The 17,825-nt window shown below is 44.9% G+C and carries 8 protein-coding genes, 9 tRNA genes and 5 rRNA genes; all 22 read left to right on the plus strand.

Translation table 11 applies throughout. The annotated features are described in order from the left end of the window. Positions 1-122 precede the first annotated feature (122 nt). The 22 genes from HRK21_RS07040 (at position 123) to ispF (ending at position 17,823) form a co-directional block, all read left to right on the plus strand. Positions 123-3,054, plus strand: a 23S ribosomal RNA gene (locus HRK21_RS07040). A 77-nt stretch (positions 3,055-3,131) separates the two neighbouring features. After that, positions 3,132-3,247, plus strand: a 5S ribosomal RNA gene (gene rrf, locus HRK21_RS07045). Positions 3,248-3,256: 9 nt separating this feature from the next. After that, positions 3,257-3,329: transfer RNA gene (locus HRK21_RS07050), tRNA-Val, on the plus strand. 8 nt (positions 3,330-3,337) lie between these two features. Further along, positions 3,338-3,413, plus strand: a tRNA-Thr gene (locus tag HRK21_RS07055). Between the two features lie 38 nt (positions 3,414-3,451). After that, a tRNA-Lys gene (locus tag HRK21_RS07060) sits at positions 3,452-3,524 on the plus strand. A gap of 5 nt (positions 3,525-3,529) precedes the next feature. After that, positions 3,530-3,611, plus strand: a tRNA-Leu gene (locus HRK21_RS07065). A 15-nt stretch (positions 3,612-3,626) separates the two neighbouring features. Then, a tRNA-Gly gene (locus tag HRK21_RS07070) sits at positions 3,627-3,698 on the plus strand. Between the two features lie 21 nt (positions 3,699-3,719). After that, a tRNA-Leu gene (locus HRK21_RS07075) sits at positions 3,720-3,805 on the plus strand. Between the two features lie 12 nt (positions 3,806-3,817). Beyond that, positions 3,818-3,891, plus strand: a tRNA-Arg gene (locus HRK21_RS07080). Between the two features lie 10 nt (positions 3,892-3,901). Further along, a tRNA-Pro gene (locus HRK21_RS07085) sits at positions 3,902-3,975 on the plus strand. A gap of 19 nt (positions 3,976-3,994) precedes the next feature. Then, positions 3,995-4,070, plus strand: a tRNA-Ala gene (locus tag HRK21_RS07090). 274 nt (positions 4,071-4,344) lie between these two features. Further along, positions 4,345-5,894: ribosomal RNA gene (locus HRK21_RS07095) — 16S ribosomal RNA — on the plus strand. A 246-nt stretch (positions 5,895-6,140) separates the two neighbouring features. Next, a 23S ribosomal RNA gene (locus tag HRK21_RS07100) occupies positions 6,141-9,072 on the plus strand. Between the two features lie 77 nt (positions 9,073-9,149). After that, positions 9,150-9,265: ribosomal RNA gene (rrf, locus tag HRK21_RS07105) — 5S ribosomal RNA — on the plus strand. Together the 16S, 23S and 5S rRNA genes with 9 tRNA genes alongside form the textbook arrangement of a ribosomal RNA operon. A 146-nt stretch (positions 9,266-9,411) precedes the next feature. Next, positions 9,412-9,870 (plus strand): CtsR family transcriptional regulator, encoded by a 459-nt coding sequence (locus HRK21_RS07110; protein ID WP_003723894.1) that lies wholly within the window; start codon positions 9,412-9,414, stop codon positions 9,868-9,870. Positions 9,871-9,882: 12 nt separating this feature from the next. After that, positions 9,883-10,401: a UvrB/UvrC motif-containing protein gene (locus HRK21_RS07115; protein WP_003737954.1), complete on the plus strand. Its 519-nt coding sequence runs from the start codon at positions 9,883-9,885 to the stop codon at positions 10,399-10,401. Beyond that, positions 10,398-11,420, plus strand: a complete 1,023-nt coding sequence (locus HRK21_RS07120; protein ID WP_069887667.1) for a protein arginine kinase — start codon at positions 10,398-10,400, stop codon at positions 11,418-11,420. Before HRK21_RS07115 ends, HRK21_RS07120 begins: the two co-directional genes overlap by 4 nt. Positions 11,421-11,448: 28 nt before the next feature. Beyond that, complete coding sequence (locus HRK21_RS07125) at positions 11,449-13,911, plus strand: ATP-dependent Clp protease ATP-binding subunit (protein ID WP_003737956.1); 2,463 nt, start codon at positions 11,449-11,451, stop codon at positions 13,909-13,911. Between the two features lie 147 nt (positions 13,912-14,058). After that, the gene (gene radA, locus HRK21_RS07130) at positions 14,059-15,432 is read left to right on the plus strand and encodes a DNA repair protein RadA (protein WP_003729197.1); all 1,374 of its coding nucleotides are present in this window, start codon (positions 14,059-14,061) and stop codon (positions 15,430-15,432) included. 133 nt (positions 15,433-15,565) lie between these two features. Continuing rightward, positions 15,566-16,639, plus strand: a complete 1,074-nt coding sequence (locus HRK21_RS07135; RefSeq protein ID WP_003737958.1) for a PIN/TRAM domain-containing protein — start codon at positions 15,566-15,568, stop codon at positions 16,637-16,639. 19 nt (positions 16,640-16,658) lie between these two features. Beyond that, positions 16,659-17,357 (plus strand): 2-C-methyl-D-erythritol 4-phosphate cytidylyltransferase, encoded by a 699-nt coding sequence (ispD, locus tag HRK21_RS07140; RefSeq protein WP_069887666.1) that lies wholly within the window; start codon positions 16,659-16,661, stop codon positions 17,355-17,357. After that, on the plus strand, positions 17,350-17,823 hold the full coding sequence (gene ispF / locus HRK21_RS07145) for a 2-C-methyl-D-erythritol 2,4-cyclodiphosphate synthase (protein ID WP_069887665.1): 474 nt from the start codon (positions 17,350-17,352) through the stop codon (positions 17,821-17,823). The genes ispD and ispF overlap by 8 nt, the downstream gene beginning before the upstream one ends. Positions 17,824-17,825: the final 2 nt, after the last annotated feature.

A 17,825-nucleotide genomic window follows, 5' to 3' on the forward strand; every position in this document is an offset into this window, starting at 1 on the left:
AAGTAATTATCTATGACACAAGTAACCGAGAATCATCTGAAAGTGAATCTTTCATCTGATTGGAAGTATCATCGCTGATACAGAAAATCAGAAAAACAACCTTTACTTCGTAGAAGTAAATTGGTTAAGTTAGAAAGGGCGCACGGTGGATGCCTTGGCACTAGGAGCCGAAGAAGGACGGGACTAACACCGATATGCTTTGGGGAGCTGTACGTAAGCGTTGATCCAGAGATTTCCGAATGGGGGAACCCACTATCTTTAGTCGGATAGTATCCTTACGTGAATACATAGCGTAAGGAAGGCAGACCCAGGGAACTGAAACATCTAAGTACCTGGAGGAAGAGAAAGAAAAATCGATTTCCTGAGTAGCGGCGAGCGAAACGGAAAGAGCCCAAACCAAGAAGCTTGCTTCTTGGGGTTGTAGGACACTCTATACGGAGTTACAAAAGAAAGTTATAAATGAAGCGGTCTGGAAAGGCCCGCCAAAGACGGTAACAGCCCGGTAGTTGAAATGGCTTTCCCTCCAGAGTGGATCCTGAGTACGGCGGAACACGTGAAATTCCGTCGGAATCCGGGAGGACCATCTCCCAAGGCTAAATACTCCCTAGTGACCGATAGTGAACCAGTACCGTGAGGGAAAGGTGAAAAGCACCCCGGAAGGGGAGTGAAACAGTTCCTGAAACCGTGTGCCTACAAGTAGTTAGAGCCCGTTAATGGGTGATAGCGTGCCTTTTGTAGAATGAACCGGCGAGTTACGATTTGTTGCAAGGTTAAGCGGAAAAAGCGGAGCCGTAGCGAAAGCGAGTCTGAATAGGGCGCATAAGTAACAGGTCGTAGACCCGAAACCAGGTGATCTACCCATGTCCAGGATGAAGGTAAGGTAATACTTACTGGAGGTCCGAACCCACGCACGTTGAAAAGTGCGGGGATGAGGTGTGGGTAGCGGAGAAATTCCAATCGAACTTGGAGATAGCTGGTTCTCTCCGAAATAGCTTTAGGGCTAGCCTCGAGGTAAAGAGTCATGGAGGTAGAGCACTGTTTGGACTAGGGGCCCTTCTCGGGTTACCGAATTCAGATAAACTCCGAATGCCATGTACTTATACTCGGGAGTCAGACTGCGAGTGATAAGATCCGTAGTCGAAAGGGAAACAGCCCAGACCACCAGTTAAGGTCCCCAAATATATGTTAAGTGGAAAAGGATGTGGGGTTGCTTAGACAACCAGGATGTTGGCTTAGAAGCAGCCACCATTGAAAGAGTGCGTAATAGCTCACTGGTCGAGTGACCCCGCGCCGAAAATGTACCGGGGCTAAACATATTACCGAAACTGTGGATGAACCTCTTTAGAGGTTCGTGGTAGGAGAGCGTTCTAAGGGCGGTGAAGTCAGACCGGAAGGACTGGTGGAGCGCTTAGAAGTGAGAATGCCGGTATGAGTAGCGAAAGAAGGGTGAGAATCCCTTCCACCGAATATCTAAGGTTTCCTGAGGAAGGCTCGTCCGCTCAGGGTTAGTCGGGACCTAAGCCGAGGCCGATAGGCGTAGGCGATGGACAACAGGTAGAGATTCCTGTACCAGTGCTAATTGTTTAACCGATGGGGTGACACAGAAGGATAGGGAATCGCACGAATGGAAATGTGCGTCCAAGCAGTGAGTGTGAGAAGTAGGCAAATCCGCTTCTTGCGAAGCATGAGCTGTGATGGGGAAGGAAATTAAGTACGGAAGTTCCTGATTTCACGCTGTCAAGAAAAGCCTCTAGGAAGAGTAGTACTGCCCGTACCGCAAACCGACACAGGTAGATGAGGAGAGAATCCTAAGGTGAGCGAGAGAACTCTCGTTAAGGAACTCGGCAAAATGACCCCGTAACTTCGGGAGAAGGGGTGCTCTATTAGGGTGCAAGCCCGAGAGAGCCGCAGTGAATAGGCCCAGGCGACTGTTTAGCAAAAACACAGGTCTCTGCAAAACCGTAAGGTGACGTATAGGGGCTGACGCCTGCCCGGTGCTGGAAGGTTAAGAGGAGTGCTTAGCTTCGGCGAAGGTACGAATTGAAGCCCCAGTAAACGGCGGCCGTAACTATAACGGTCCTAAGGTAGCGAAATTCCTTGTCGGGTAAGTTCCGACCCGCACGAAAGGCGCAACGATCTGGGCACTGTCTCAACGAGAGACTCGGTGAAATTATAGTACCTGTGAAGATGCAGGTTACCCGCGACAGGACGGAAAGACCCCGTGGAGCTTTACTGCAACCTGATATGGAATGTTTGTACCGCTTGTACAGGATAGGTAGGAGCCGAAGAGACGTGTGCGCTAGCATACGAGGAGGCAATGGTGGGATACTACCCTGGCTGTATGACCATTCTAACCCGCCACGCTTAGCGCGTGGGGAGACAGTGTCAGGTGGGCAGTTTGACTGGGGCGGTCGCCTCCTAAAGAGTAACGGAGGCGCCCAAAGGTTCCCTCAGAATGGATGGAAATCATTCGCAGAGTGTAAAGGCACAAGGGAGCTTGACTGCGAGACTGACAAGTCGAGCAGGGACGAAAGTCGGGCTTAGTGATCCGGTGGTTCCGCATGGAAGGGCCATCGCTCAACGGATAAAAGCTACCCCGGGGATAACAGGCTTATCTCCCCCAAGAGTCCACATCGACGGGGAGGTTTGGCACCTCGATGTCGGCTCGTCGCATCCTGGGGCTGTAGTCGGTCCCAAGGGTTGGGCTGTTCGCCCATTAAAGCGGCACGCGAGCTGGGTTCAGAACGTCGTGAGACAGTTCGGTCCCTATCCGTCGCGGGCGCAGGAAATTTGAGAGGAGCTGTCCTTAGTACGAGAGGACCGGGATGGACACACCGCTGGTGTACCAGTTGTTCCGCCAGGAGCATCGCTGGGTAGCTATGTGTGGCAGGGATAAACGCTGAAAGCATCTAAGCGTGAAGCCCCCCTCAAGATGAGATTTCCCATTTCTTCGGAAAGTAAGATCCCTGAAAGATGATCAGGTAGATAGGTTTGGAGTGGAAGTGTAGCGATACATGGAGCGGACAAATACTAATCGATCGAGGACTTAACCAAAAAATGAAACGAAGTTACCTAACTGAACCCTTTCTTCTCTAGTTTTGAGAGAGCAATCTTTCAACAACTCAATATTGTCTGGTAGTTATGGCGAGAAGGTCACACCCGTTCCCATCCCGAACACGGTAGTTAAGCTTCTCTGCGCCAATGGTAGTTGGGGGCTTCCCCCTGCGAGAGTAGGTCGCTGCCGGGCAGTATTTCTGGAGGTTTAGCTCAGCTGGGAGAGCATCTGCCTTACAAGCAGAGGGTCAGCGGTTCGATCCCGTTAACCTCCATTTTTTATGCCGGCTTAGCTCAGTTGGTAGAGCAACTGATTTGTAATCAGTAGGTCGCGAGTTCGACTCTTGCAGCCGGCACCATTAATATTATCTTTATAATAAATACATATTGTTATAAGGAGCCGTTAGCTCAGTTGGTAGAGCATCTGACTTTTAATCAGAGGGTCGCTGGTTCGAACCCAGCACGGCTCACTTTTGCGGGTGTGGCGGAATTGGCAGACGCACCAGATTTAGGATCTGGCGCCGCGAGGCGTGGGGGTTCAAGTCCCTTCACCCGCACTTATTATAAAATATGCGGAAGTAGTTCAGTGGTAGAACATCACCTTGCCAAGGTGGGGGTCGCGGGTTCGAACCCCGTCTTCCGCTTGTTTACAAAAGTTCCAATATGCCGGGGTGGCGGAACTGGCAGACGCACAGGACTTAAAATCCTGCGGATAGTGATATCCGTACCGGTTCGATTCCGGTCCTCGGCATTATTTTTATATGCGCCCATAGCTCAACTGGATAGAGTACTTGACTACGAATCAAGCGGTTAGAGGTTCGACTCCTCTTGGGCGCACTTTATTAAACGGGAAGTAGCTCAGCTTGGTAGAGCACTTGGTTTGGGACCAAGGGGTCGCAGGTTCGAATCCTGTCTTCCCGATTTTTTATTTTTTTATTATGGGGCCTTAGCTCAGCTGGGAGAGCGCCTGCTTTGCACGCAGGAGGTCAGCGGTTCGATCCCGCTAGGCTCCACCAATTATTTCTAAAAATGTATTGACATTGTTTAGAAAATAGAGTAAGATATAAGAGTTGCTGCTGAAGGCGACTGAAAAGAAAAAGTGACCTTTGAAAACTGAACAAAGAAGAAGACGAAAAGCAATGAGACGTAAAGTCTCACTGGTAATCGCAGGGCAGAAAACAGAAAGCTGTTTTCAACAAAACAAACTAGTAATTTAATTGCTAGCGAAGTCAATTTGACGCAAGGAATCTTATTCACGTTGTTGAATAAGTATTCAAATTCAATTTATATTTTAAAGAGAGTTTGATCCTGGCTCAGGACGAACGCTGGCGGCGTGCCTAATACATGCAAGTCGAACGAACGGAGGAAGAGCTTGCTCTTCCAAAGTTAGTGGCGGACGGGTGAGTAACACGTGGGCAACCTGCCTGTAAGTTGGGGATAACTCCGGGAAACCGGGGCTAATACCGAATGATAAGATGTGGCGCATGCCACGCCTTTGAAAGATGGTTTCGGCTATCGCTTACAGATGGGCCCGCGGTGCATTAGCTAGTTGGTAGGGTAATGGCCTACCAAGGCAACGATGCATAGCCGACCTGAGAGGGTGATCGGCCACACTGGGACTGAGACACGGCCCAGACTCCTACGGGAGGCAGCAGTAGGGAATCTTCCGCAATGGACGAAAGTCTGACGGAGCAACGCCGCGTGTATGAAGAAGGTTTTCGGATCGTAAAGTACTGTTGTTAGAGAAGAACAAGGATAAGAGTAACTGCTTGTCCCTTGACGGTATCTAACCAGAAAGCCACGGCTAACTACGTGCCAGCAGCCGCGGTAATACGTAGGTGGCAAGCGTTGTCCGGATTTATTGGGCGTAAAGCGCGCGCAGGCGGTCTTTTAAGTCTGATGTGAAAGCCCCCGGCTTAACCGGGGAGGGTCATTGGAAACTGGAAGACTGGAGTGCAGAAGAGGAGAGTGGAATTCCACGTGTAGCGGTGAAATGCGTAGATATGTGGAGGAACACCAGTGGCGAAGGCGACTCTCTGGTCTGTAACTGACGCTGAGGCGCGAAAGCGTGGGGAGCAAACAGGATTAGATACCCTGGTAGTCCACGCCGTAAACGATGAGTGCTAAGTGTTAGGGGGTTTCCGCCCCTTAGTGCTGCAGCTAACGCATTAAGCACTCCGCCTGGGGAGTACGACCGCAAGGTTGAAACTCAAAGGAATTGACGGGGGCCCGCACAAGCGGTGGAGCATGTGGTTTAATTCGAAGCAACGCGAAGAACCTTACCAGGTCTTGACATCCTTTGACCACTCTGGAGACAGAGCTTTCCCTTCGGGGACAAAGTGACAGGTGGTGCATGGTTGTCGTCAGCTCGTGTCGTGAGATGTTGGGTTAAGTCCCGCAACGAGCGCAACCCTTGATTTTAGTTGCCAGCATTTAGTTGGGCACTCTAAAGTGACTGCCGGTGCAAGCCGGAGGAAGGTGGGGATGACGTCAAATCATCATGCCCCTTATGACCTGGGCTACACACGTGCTACAATGGATAGTACAAAGGGTCGCGAAGCCGCGAGGTGGAGCTAATCCCATAAAACTATTCTCAGTTCGGATTGTAGGCTGCAACTCGCCTACATGAAGCCGGAATCGCTAGTAATCGTGGATCAGCATGCCACGGTGAATACGTTCCCGGGCCTTGTACACACCGCCCGTCACACCACGAGAGTTTGTAACACCCGAAGTCGGTAGGGTAACCTTTATGGAGCCAGCCGCCGAAGGTGGGACAGATAATTGGGGTGAAGTCGTAACAAGGTAGCCGTATCGGAAGGTGCGGCTGGATCACCTCCTTTCTAAGGAAAAGGAAACCTGTGTGTTTTCGTTCTTCTACATTTGTTCAGTTTTGAGAGGTTAGTACTTCTCAGTATGTTTGTTCTTTGAAAACTAGATAAGAAAGTTAGTAAAGTTAGCATAGATAAGTAATTATCTATGACACAAGTAACCGAGAATCATCTGAAAGTGAATCTTTCATCTGATTGGAAGTATCATCGCTGATACAGAAAATCAGAAAAACAACCTTTACTTCGTAGAAGTAAATTGGTTAAGTTAGAAAGGGCGCACGGTGGATGCCTTGGCACTAGGAGCCGAAGAAGGACGGGACTAACACCGATATGCTTTGGGGAGCTGTACGTAAGCGTTGATCCAGAGATTTCCGAATGGGGGAACCCACTATCTTTAGTCGGATAGTATCCTTACGTGAATACATAGCGTAAGGAAGGCAGACCCAGGGAACTGAAACATCTAAGTACCTGGAGGAAGAGAAAGAAAAATCGATTTCCTGAGTAGCGGCGAGCGAAACGGAAAGAGCCCAAACCAAGAAGCTTGCTTCTTGGGGTTGTAGGACACTCTATACGGAGTTACAAAAGAAAGTTATAAATGAAGCGGTCTGGAAAGGCCCGCCAAAGACGGTAACAGCCCGGTAGTTGAAATGGCTTTCCCTCCAGAGTGGATCCTGAGTACGGCGGAACACGTGAAATTCCGTCGGAATCCGGGAGGACCATCTCCCAAGGCTAAATACTCCCTAGTGACCGATAGTGAACCAGTACCGTGAGGGAAAGGTGAAAAGCACCCCGGAAGGGGAGTGAAACAGTTCCTGAAACCGTGTGCCTACAAGTAGTTAGAGCCCGTTAATGGGTGATAGCGTGCCTTTTGTAGAATGAACCGGCGAGTTACGATTTGTTGCAAGGTTAAGCGGAAAAAGCGGAGCCGTAGCGAAAGCGAGTCTGAATAGGGCGCATAAGTAACAGGTCGTAGACCCGAAACCAGGTGATCTACCCATGTCCAGGATGAAGGTAAGGTAATACTTACTGGAGGTCCGAACCCACGCACGTTGAAAAGTGCGGGGATGAGGTGTGGGTAGCGGAGAAATTCCAATCGAACTTGGAGATAGCTGGTTCTCTCCGAAATAGCTTTAGGGCTAGCCTCGAGGTAAAGAGTCATGGAGGTAGAGCACTGTTTGGACTAGGGGCCCTTCTCGGGTTACCGAATTCAGATAAACTCCGAATGCCATGTACTTATACTCGGGAGTCAGACTGCGAGTGATAAGATCCGTAGTCGAAAGGGAAACAGCCCAGACCACCAGTTAAGGTCCCCAAATATATGTTAAGTGGAAAAGGATGTGGGGTTGCTTAGACAACCAGGATGTTGGCTTAGAAGCAGCCACCATTGAAAGAGTGCGTAATAGCTCACTGGTCGAGTGACCCCGCGCCGAAAATGTACCGGGGCTAAACATATTACCGAAACTGTGGATGAACCTCTTTAGAGGTTCGTGGTAGGAGAGCGTTCTAAGGGCGGTGAAGTCAGACCGGAAGGACTGGTGGAGCGCTTAGAAGTGAGAATGCCGGTATGAGTAGCGAAAGAAGGGTGAGAATCCCTTCCACCGAATATCTAAGGTTTCCTGAGGAAGGCTCGTCCGCTCAGGGTTAGTCGGGACCTAAGCCGAGGCCGATAGGCGTAGGCGATGGACAACAGGTAGAGATTCCTGTACCAGTGCTAATTGTTTAACCGATGGGGTGACACAGAAGGATAGGGAATCGCACGAATGGAAATGTGCGTCCAAGCAGTGAGTGTGAGAAGTAGGCAAATCCGCTTCTTGCGAAGCATGAGCTGTGATGGGGAAGGAAATTAAGTACGGAAGTTCCTGATTTCACGCTGTCAAGAAAAGCCTCTAGGAAGAGTAGTACTGCCCGTACCGCAAACCGACACAGGTAGATGAGGAGAGAATCCTAAGGTGAGCGAGAGAACTCTCGTTAAGGAACTCGGCAAAATGACCCCGTAACTTCGGGAGAAGGGGTGCTCTATTAGGGTGCAAGCCCGAGAGAGCCGCAGTGAATAGGCCCAGGCGACTGTTTAGCAAAAACACAGGTCTCTGCAAAACCGTAAGGTGACGTATAGGGGCTGACGCCTGCCCGGTGCTGGAAGGTTAAGAGGAGTGCTTAGCTTCGGCGAAGGTACGAATTGAAGCCCCAGTAAACGGCGGCCGTAACTATAACGGTCCTAAGGTAGCGAAATTCCTTGTCGGGTAAGTTCCGACCCGCACGAAAGGCGCAACGATCTGGGCACTGTCTCAACGAGAGACTCGGTGAAATTATAGTACCTGTGAAGATGCAGGTTACCCGCGACAGGACGGAAAGACCCCGTGGAGCTTTACTGCAACCTGATATGGAATGTTTGTACCGCTTGTACAGGATAGGTAGGAGCCGAAGAGACGTGTGCGCTAGCATACGAGGAGGCAATGGTGGGATACTACCCTGGCTGTATGACCATTCTAACCCGCCACGCTTAGCGCGTGGGGAGACAGTGTCAGGTGGGCAGTTTGACTGGGGCGGTCGCCTCCTAAAGAGTAACGGAGGCGCCCAAAGGTTCCCTCAGAATGGATGGAAATCATTCGCAGAGTGTAAAGGCACAAGGGAGCTTGACTGCGAGACTGACAAGTCGAGCAGGGACGAAAGTCGGGCTTAGTGATCCGGTGGTTCCGCATGGAAGGGCCATCGCTCAACGGATAAAAGCTACCCCGGGGATAACAGGCTTATCTCCCCCAAGAGTCCACATCGACGGGGAGGTTTGGCACCTCGATGTCGGCTCGTCGCATCCTGGGGCTGTAGTCGGTCCCAAGGGTTGGGCTGTTCGCCCATTAAAGCGGCACGCGAGCTGGGTTCAGAACGTCGTGAGACAGTTCGGTCCCTATCCGTCGCGGGCGCAGGAAATTTGAGAGGAGCTGTCCTTAGTACGAGAGGACCGGGATGGACACACCGCTGGTGTACCAGTTGTTCCGCCAGGAGCATCGCTGGGTAGCTATGTGTGGCAGGGATAAACGCTGAAAGCATCTAAGCGTGAAGCCCCCCTCAAGATGAGATTTCCCATTTCTTCGGAAAGTAAGATCCCTGAAAGATGATCAGGTAGATAGGTTTGGAGTGGAAGTGTAGCGATACATGGAGCGGACAAATACTAATCGATCGAGGACTTAACCAAAAAATGAAACGAAGTTACCTAACTGAACCCTTTCTTCTCTAGTTTTGAGAGAGCAATCTTTCAACAACTCAATATTGTCTGGTAGTTATGGCGAGAAGGTCACACCCGTTCCCATCCCGAACACGGTAGTTAAGCTTCTCTGCGCCAATGGTAGTTGGGGGCTTCCCCCTGCGAGAGTAGGTCGCTGCCGGGCAATTTGAAAAAGTCCTAATTATTTAGGGCTTTTTTTGTTTGTATAGGATAAATAAATTGCTAATAGGTAGGGATATCTAGTATAATTAAAGTCAAAAATAGTCAAAGTCAGTGATTTGTAAAAAACTAGAAAGGAGATTCCTTATAATGAAAAATATTTCTGATATTATAGAAGCTTATTTGAAACAAGTTTTGGAGTCTAGTGAAGCAGTTGAAATTAAAAGAAGTGAAATTGCAGATAAATTTGAATGTGTACCTTCACAAATTAACTATGTAATAAACACTAGATTCACAATGGAACGAGGATATATTGTTGAAAGTAAACGCGGTGGCGGTGGATATATTCGAATTATTAAAGTGAAAATGAATGATAAACTTCAATTGTTAGAAGCTATTATTTCAATGGTTCATGATAAAAAGGTCTCTCAATCGTTTTCTGAAGATGTTATTTTAAGGTTGCTTGAAGAAGAAGTAATAACGAAAAAAGAAGCAAGATTGATGGTTGCGGCTTTAGATCGTGAAGTTTTAATTTTACCTTTACCGGATAGAGATATTTTGAGAAGTAGGATTTTAGAGGCGATGTTGGTTGCTTTGAAATATGATTAAGGTGTGATGACGATGATTTGTCAAAGATGTGGAGAAAATAAAGCTGTTATTGCTTTGCAACAATTAAATGAGGCTGGGAAAGTGGAATCATTGTATCTATGTGAGGATTGCGCAACGGAGAAGGCTCTCTCTTCCGAAAAAGATCTAGTTAAAGCGATGGACACTTTTAGTGAAGTGGCTCTGGATTTCTTGACGCTTTTGCAAAAAGAAGAAAATGCGCAGAAAGAGATCGTTTGTGGTAATTGTCAACTTAGTTTTGAAGAGTTTCTACAAACTAATCGAGTTGGATGTTCGGAGTGCTATGAGGCTTTTAAAGAGCAATTAGTGCCAATTATTGGTCGTGTTCAGAATGGGTATAAAAATCATGTTGGTAAGGTTCCTACTGAGATTGAACGTGCAGAAGGTATCCAAAATGAAATTAGTCACTTACAAGAAAAGTTAGCACAACTAGTTAAAAATGAAGAATTTGAGGAAGCTGCCATTGTTCGAGATGAAATTAAAGCTTTGAGGGCTGGGGGTGAGGATGAATGAATGTATTTGAGCCGCGGCTTAGTTCTTGGTTAGAAAATGCTGGTGATGACGATGATGTTGTGTTAAGTTCACGCATTAGGCTTGCTAGAAATTTGAAGGATGAACAGTTTCCGATTTATGAGCAAAAGGAAGAAATTGTTGATAAAATTGCAGATGCTTTTGATGATAATTTTACTTTGTTTAAAATGAATCAGATTTCTCATTTGGAAAAGGCTCTTTTGGTAGAAAAGCATTTGATTAGTCCTTATATGATGAATAAGAGTGAGTATGGGGCTGTTCTTTTAAATGAAGAAGAGAATGTGAGTATTATGTTAAATGAGGAAGATCATTTGCGGATTCAGTGTATGACACCTGGGTTAAGGTTGTTTGATGCCTTAGAAGCGGCGCTGCAAATTGATGGTTATGTGGAAGAGAAGTTGAGCTATGCTTTTGATAAACAATTTGGATATTTGACGAGTTGTGTGACGAATATTGGAACGGGGATGCGTGCTTCTGTAATGGTTCATTTACCAGGACTTGTGACGACGAAAAGAATTAAAAGTGTGATTGAAGCGATTAGGAGTCTTGGTTTTGTGGTAAGAGGTATATACGGGGAAGGTAGTCTGCCAGCAAGTAGTATTTTTCAGGTCTCCAATCAAGTGACTTTGGGTAAAACGGAAACAGAAATTGTGGAAGATTTAACGCAAGTCATGGAACAAATTATTATGCAGGAACGTATAGCAAGAACTACTTTGAAGCAAAAATTTCATATTGCGCTGGAAGATAGAGTTTTTAGGTCATATGGTTTACTGATGAATTGTCGAATTATTTCCATGCGAGAAGCTTCAGACGCTATATCTGATGTTAGGCTTGGAGTCGAATTAGGATTTTTCGAGCATATTTCTCGCCAAAAAATGAATGAATTGGTACTATTCTCGCAACCAGCTTTTTTGAGAAGGGAAGCAGGACGAGATATGGATGAATTAGAAGAGAAAGTAATACGGGCCAAAGTGATTCGCGAGATTTTGGGCGATAAATGATGAGGCTTACGATAAGGAGGAAACAACAATGATGTTTGGACGATTTACGCAAAGAGCTCAGAAAGTACTCGCGTTGTCACAAGAAGAGGCGATGCGTTTGAATCATAGTAATTTAGGAACAGAACATATTTTATTAGGGCTTGTAAGAGAAGGCGAAGGAATTGCGGCGAAAGCTCTCTATGAACTGGGAATTAGTTCTGAAAAAGTGCAGCAAGAGGTAGAAGGATTAATTGGTCATGGGGAAAAAGCTGTGACAACGATTCAATATACGCCTCGTGCGAAAAAAGTAATTGAACTTTCCATGGATGAGGCTCGTAAATTAGGGCACACTTACGTGGGGACAGAACATATTTTACTTGGGCTTATTCGTGAAGGCGAAGGAGTAGCGGCGCGCGTTTTAAGTAATCTTGGTATTAGTTTGAATAAAGCTCGTCAGCAAGTTCTACAGCTCTTAGGCGGCGGTGATGCTACTGGGGCAGGAAGACAAACTAATACGCAAGCTACACCGACTTTAGATAGTTTGGCACGTGATTTGACAGTTATTGCTCGGGAAGATAATTTGGACCCGGTTATTGGTCGTTCTAAAGAAATCCAACGTGTGATTGAAGTACTTAGTCGCCGGACGAAAAATAACCCGGTACTCATTGGGGAACCAGGTGTTGGTAAAACAGCGATTGCAGAAGGCTTAGCGCAACAAATTGTTCGTAATGAAGTGCCTGAGACCTTACGTGGAAAACGTGTAATGACACTGGATATGGGTACTGTTGTAGCAGGTACAAAATATCGTGGTGAATTTGAAGACCGTTTGAAGAAAGTAATGGATGAAATTCGTCAAGCTGGTAATGTTATTCTATTTATTGATGAATTGCATACTTTAATCGGTGCTGGTGGGGCGGAAGGTGCGATTGATGCATCAAATATCTTGAAGCCACCTCTAGCTCGTGGAGAATTGCAATGTATTGGGGCAACAACGCTGGATGAGTACCGTAAGTACATCGAAAAAGATGCGGCGCTTGAGAGACGTTTCCAACCAATCAAAGTAGATGAACCAACTGTAGAAGAATCTATTCAAATTTTACATGGATTGCGCGATCGTTATGAAGCGCATCACCGTGTTGCAATTACGGATGAAGCGCTTGAGGCTGCTGTTCGTCTATCTGATCGTTACATCTCTGATCGTTTCTTACCCGATAAAGCGATTGATGTAATTGATGAATCTGGTTCTAAAGTACGTTTGAAATCTTTTACAACGCCAAAAAATGTAAAAGAAATGGAAAATAATTTATCTGATTTGAAAAAAGAAAAAGATGCGGCTGTTCAAGGGCAAGAATTTGAAAAAGCAGCGTCATTACGCGATAAAGAACAAAAACTTAAAAAATCATTAGAAGAAACAAAAGCGAATTGGCAAGAAAAGCAAGGGCTTGATCATAGTGAAGTAACAGAAGAGATTGTCGCTGAAGTAGTTGCTAGTTGGACTGGAATTCCAGTTGCGAAACTTGCGGAAACTGAGACAAATAAACTTTTGAATATGGAGAAACTTTTACATGAACGGGTGATTGGACAAGATGCAGCGGTGAAAGCTGTGTCGCTAGCTGTACGACGAGCTCGTGCTGGGCTTAAAGATCCTAAGCGTCCAATTGGTTCCTTTATTTTCCTTGGGCCCACTGGTGTTGGGAAAACGGAACTTGCTCGCGCGCTTGCTGAATCTATGTTTGGCGATGAGGATTCGATGATTCGAATTGATATGTCTGAGTACATGGAGAAATTCTCCACTGCTCGTTTAGTTGGGGCTCCTCCAGGTTATGTAGGCTATGAAGAAGGCGGGCAACTGACAGAAAAAGTTCGTCAAAAACCTTATTCAGTAGTTCTTTTAGATGAAATTGAAAAAGCGCATCCGGATGTATTTAATATGTTGCTACAAGTGCTGGATGATGGTCGTTTGACTGATTCTAAAGGACGGGTAGTTGACTTTAGAAATACAGTTATCATTATGACTTCCAATATTGGGGCTCAAGAAATGAAACAAGATAAATCAATGGGCTTCAATGTAATTGATCCACTTAAAGACCATAAAGCAATGGAACACCGTGTTTTACAAGATTTAAAACAGGCATTCCGTCCAGAGTTTATCAACCGAATTGATGAAACAATTGTATTCCATTCGCTGCAAGAAAAAGAATTGAAACAAATTGTTACACTGCTTACTTCCCAATTAACGAAACGCTTAGCTGAACGCGATATTCATGTGAAATTGACGGAAGGTGCGAAGGCTAAAATTGCCAAAGACGGTTATGATCCAGAATACGGAGCTCGTCCTTTGAAGCGAGCTATTCAAAAAGAAGTAGAAGATATGCTTTCTGAAGAATTGCTCCGTGGCAACATTAAAGTAGGCGATTACGTAGAAATTGGTGTAAAAGATGGCAAGTTGGAAGTTAGAAAAAAAGATGCACCCAAAAAGAAAACAACCGCCAAAAAGGTAAAAGCTAAATAACTAACACGCCTCCCTTAATCCATTTTTAAGGGAGGTTTTTTTATGGGAAAATTAAGATTCGCGTCGAAAAAACGAATTTGGTGAAAAGGGTTAACGCGAACAGATGATCTGTGGTAAAATGGAGCATATGTATGGAGGGATGTAGAAATGGCTAAAGCAAAAAGGACAACCAAATTTGTGTGTCAGGCATGTGGATATGAATCGGCTAAATGGATGGGAAAATGTCCGAATTGCAATGAGTGGAATCAGATGGTAGAAGCTTTGGAGCCATCAAAAAAATCGCGCTCAGCTTTTAATCATACTGGAGAGCCTTCGAAAGCGACTCCAATTACTCAAATAGAAAGTGAAACAGAAAAACGGGTTGAAACAAATATGCCGGAGTTAAATAGAGTCCTCGGTGGTGGTGTGGTTCCAGGATCTATGGTACTTGTCGGGGGCGATCCTGGTATCGGGAAGTCGACATTATTATTACAAGTTTCAGCTCAACTCACGCTCACGAATAAAAAAGTATTATATATCTCAGGAGAAGAATCTATCAAACAAACGAAGCTACGTGCAGAACGTTTGCAAGTTTCGGGAGATAATTTATATGTATATGCAGAAACAAATTTAGAAGCAGTTCAAGAAACGATTGATTTTGTGAAGCCGGATTTTGTAGTCATTGATTCTATTCAGACCGTTTATCACCCGGATGTTACGAGTGCGGCAGGGAGTGTTTCGCAGGTTAGGGAATGTACAGCAGCATTGATGCGAATTGCCAAAATGCAAAACATTGCTATCTTTATTGTTGGGCATGTAACGAAGGAAGGCGCAATTGCGGGACCGCGCCTGCTTGAACATATGGTTGATACAGTACTTTATTTTGAAGGGGAGCGTCATCATGCTTACCGGATTTTGCGTGCAGTGAAAAACCGTTTTGGTTCCACTAACGAAATGGGTATATTTGAAATGCGAGATGTTGGACTTGTTGAAGTTGCTAATCCTTCCGAAGTATTCTTGGAAGAACGTCTTGAAGGCGCTTCGGGCTCAACGGTTGTAGCTTCTATGGAAGGGACTCGTCCAGTTCTTGTGGAAATTCAAGCGCTTGTTTCACCTACGATGTTTGGTAATGCTAAGCGAATGGCGACAGGAATAGACTATAATAAAGTTTCGCTAATTATGGCCGTTTTAGAAAAAAGAGTTGGATTAATGCTGCAAAATCAAGATGCTTATTTGAAAGCAGCGGGTGGGGTTAAACTTGATGAACCTGCAGTGGATTTGGCAGTTGCAGTAAGTGTGGCATCTAGTTATCGTGATAAACCAACGAGAAGCACAGATTGCTTTATCGGAGAACTTGGACTTACAGGTGAAATTCGTCGAGTAGCAAGAATTGAACAACGCGTGCAAGAAGCGGCGAAACTAGGATTTAAACGGATTTTCATACCGAAAAATAATGAAGGTACTTGGAAAATACCAAAAGATGTGCAAGTGGTTGGGGTGGAAACGATTGGAGAAGCTTTGAAGAAGGCTTTACCAGATTGAAAATAAATACTTCGTTGATTCCGTGAGTACTATTTGCGGTATAGTCTTTTAATAGTGTAAAATAGTGCTATATGTATATTTGGTAATAGCTCAATTGTACATATAAATTTAAAAATGGAAAGGGGGAAACTAAATGCTTACATGGGTAATTCGAGTGTGTTTTTTAATTCTAGGTGGGACAACGGGAGTCTTTTCGCTACCAGCATTATGGGTGAAACTTGGAATAGGTCACATTCTGCTAATTAATAATCCTTATACTGATGCTCTGATTGGTGCACTTATATTTTATCTTATTACTTTCTGGGCGGTGAAATATGTAGAAGCCGCACTTAATTGGTTAGAGGAAAAGTTAGCTAAAATTGCTATTGCAACTCTTGTTTATGGAGGACTTGGTTTATTTGTAGGTTTGGTCATTGCATTTTTCGCAAGCAATGCACTAAGTCAAACAAATATTCCACTTTTAAATTCTGTAGTACCAGTTATTTTAACGTTGGTGTTAGGTTATTTAGGGTTCCGTATTGGAATCAGTCGTCGTAATGAATTTGGTAATTTTGTTAATAACAGAAATGCTAAGAAAAAAACACCAGAAGAAGAGAAAACAGAAGAGAAATCTAAGAAAACATATAAAATTTTGGATACGAGCGTAATTATTGATGGTCGTATTGCGGATATTTTGACTACTGGATTTTTAGATGGAACAGTGGTTATTCCACTATTTGTGTTAGCCGAACTTCAGCATATTGCGGATTCATCTGATACGCTTAAACGTACAAGAGGGCGCCGGGGATTGGATATTTTAAATCGAATCCAAAAAGAAGATGCTATTCAAGTGGAAATGTATGAAGGTGATTTTGAAGATACGCCAGAAGTGGACAGTAAACTTGTGAAACTTGCTAAAGTAATGGGCGGTATTGTTGTTACAAATGATTATAATTTAAACAAAGTATGTGAGTTCCAAAATGTACCAGTTTTAAATATTAATGATTTGGCGAATGCTGTAAAACCTGTTGTTTTGCCAGGTGAGAAAATGACTGTTCTTATGGTGAAAGATGGTAAAGAACACAATCAAGGCGTTGCATATTTAGATGATGGAACAATGATTGTTGTAGAAGATGGCCGTAAATTTATTAATGAAACAATTCAAGTGGAAGTAACGAGTGTACTTCAAACATCAGCAGGAAGAATGATTTTTGCTAAACCATCCTGATTAGAAGGAGGAAATAAGCATGAATTATGAGTTGGTTTTTTTAGCGGCAGGTCAAGGGAAACGTATGAATGCCCAGAAAAATAAAATGTGGCTAGAGTTAGTTGGTGAACCAATTTTCATTCATGCCTTGCGTCCCTTTTTAGCAGATAATCGTTGTTCAAAAGTGATTGTTGTGTGTCAAGAAGAGGAAAGAAAGCATGTAAAAGAATTAATGAGTCAGCTTAAAGTTGTTGAAAGCCGAATTGAGATTGTGAAGGGCGGAAGTGAGCGCCAATACAGTGTAGCAGCAGGTCTTGAGCGTTGTGGGACGGAGAGCGTTGTCTTAGTGCATGATGGCGCAAGGCCGTTTATCACGGTAGATATTATTGATCGATTATTAATTGGTGTAAAGCAAAGTAAAGCCGCGATTTGTGCAGTAAAAGTAAAAGATACGGTGAAACGAGTGGTAAATGGTGTCGTTCAAGAAACAGTTGACCGTGAAAATCTTTGGCAAGTTCAAACGCCGCAAGCTTTTGAATTACCTATCTTACGAAAAGCGCATCAACTTGCTCAAAAAGAACAGTTTTTAGGAACGGATGAAGCTAGTCTGGTTGAGCGACTTCCTTGTCCTGTTGCTATTGTCCAAGGAAGTTATTATAATATTAAGCTGACAACTCCTGAAGATATGCCGCTCGCAAAGGCGATTTTAGGGGAACTTGGAGGGATAGCAAATGATTAGAATTGGTCAAGGTTATGATGTACATAAACTTGTTTATGACCGAGAGCTGATTATTGGCGGGATTAAAATTCCTTATGAGAAAGGGTTACTAGGTCACAGTGATGCGGATGTACTTCTGCACGCTATTACTGATGCTATCATAGGTGCAATTGGCGCTGGTGATATTGGTCATTTTTTCCCGGATACAGATATGGCTTTTAAAGACGCGGATTCAGCTGAGTTACTTACAGAAATTTGGCGGAAGGTAGAGGCGGATGGTTTTCGTCTTGGGAATCTAGATGCTACTATTATTGCTGAAAAGCCAAAAATGGCACCGTATGTTGAGCAAATAAAGCTTCGAATTGCGGAGTTGCTACATGCGGATTCAGCCCAAGTGAATATTAAGGCGACTACGACAGAGAAATTAGGATTTACTGGTCGAGAAGAAGGCATCGCAAGTCTAGCTATTGTCTTACTTGAAAAATAATT

This window comes from Listeria monocytogenes (assembly GCF_013282665.1).
GTDB lineage: Bacteria > Bacillota > Bacilli > Lactobacillales > Listeriaceae > Listeria > Listeria monocytogenes_C.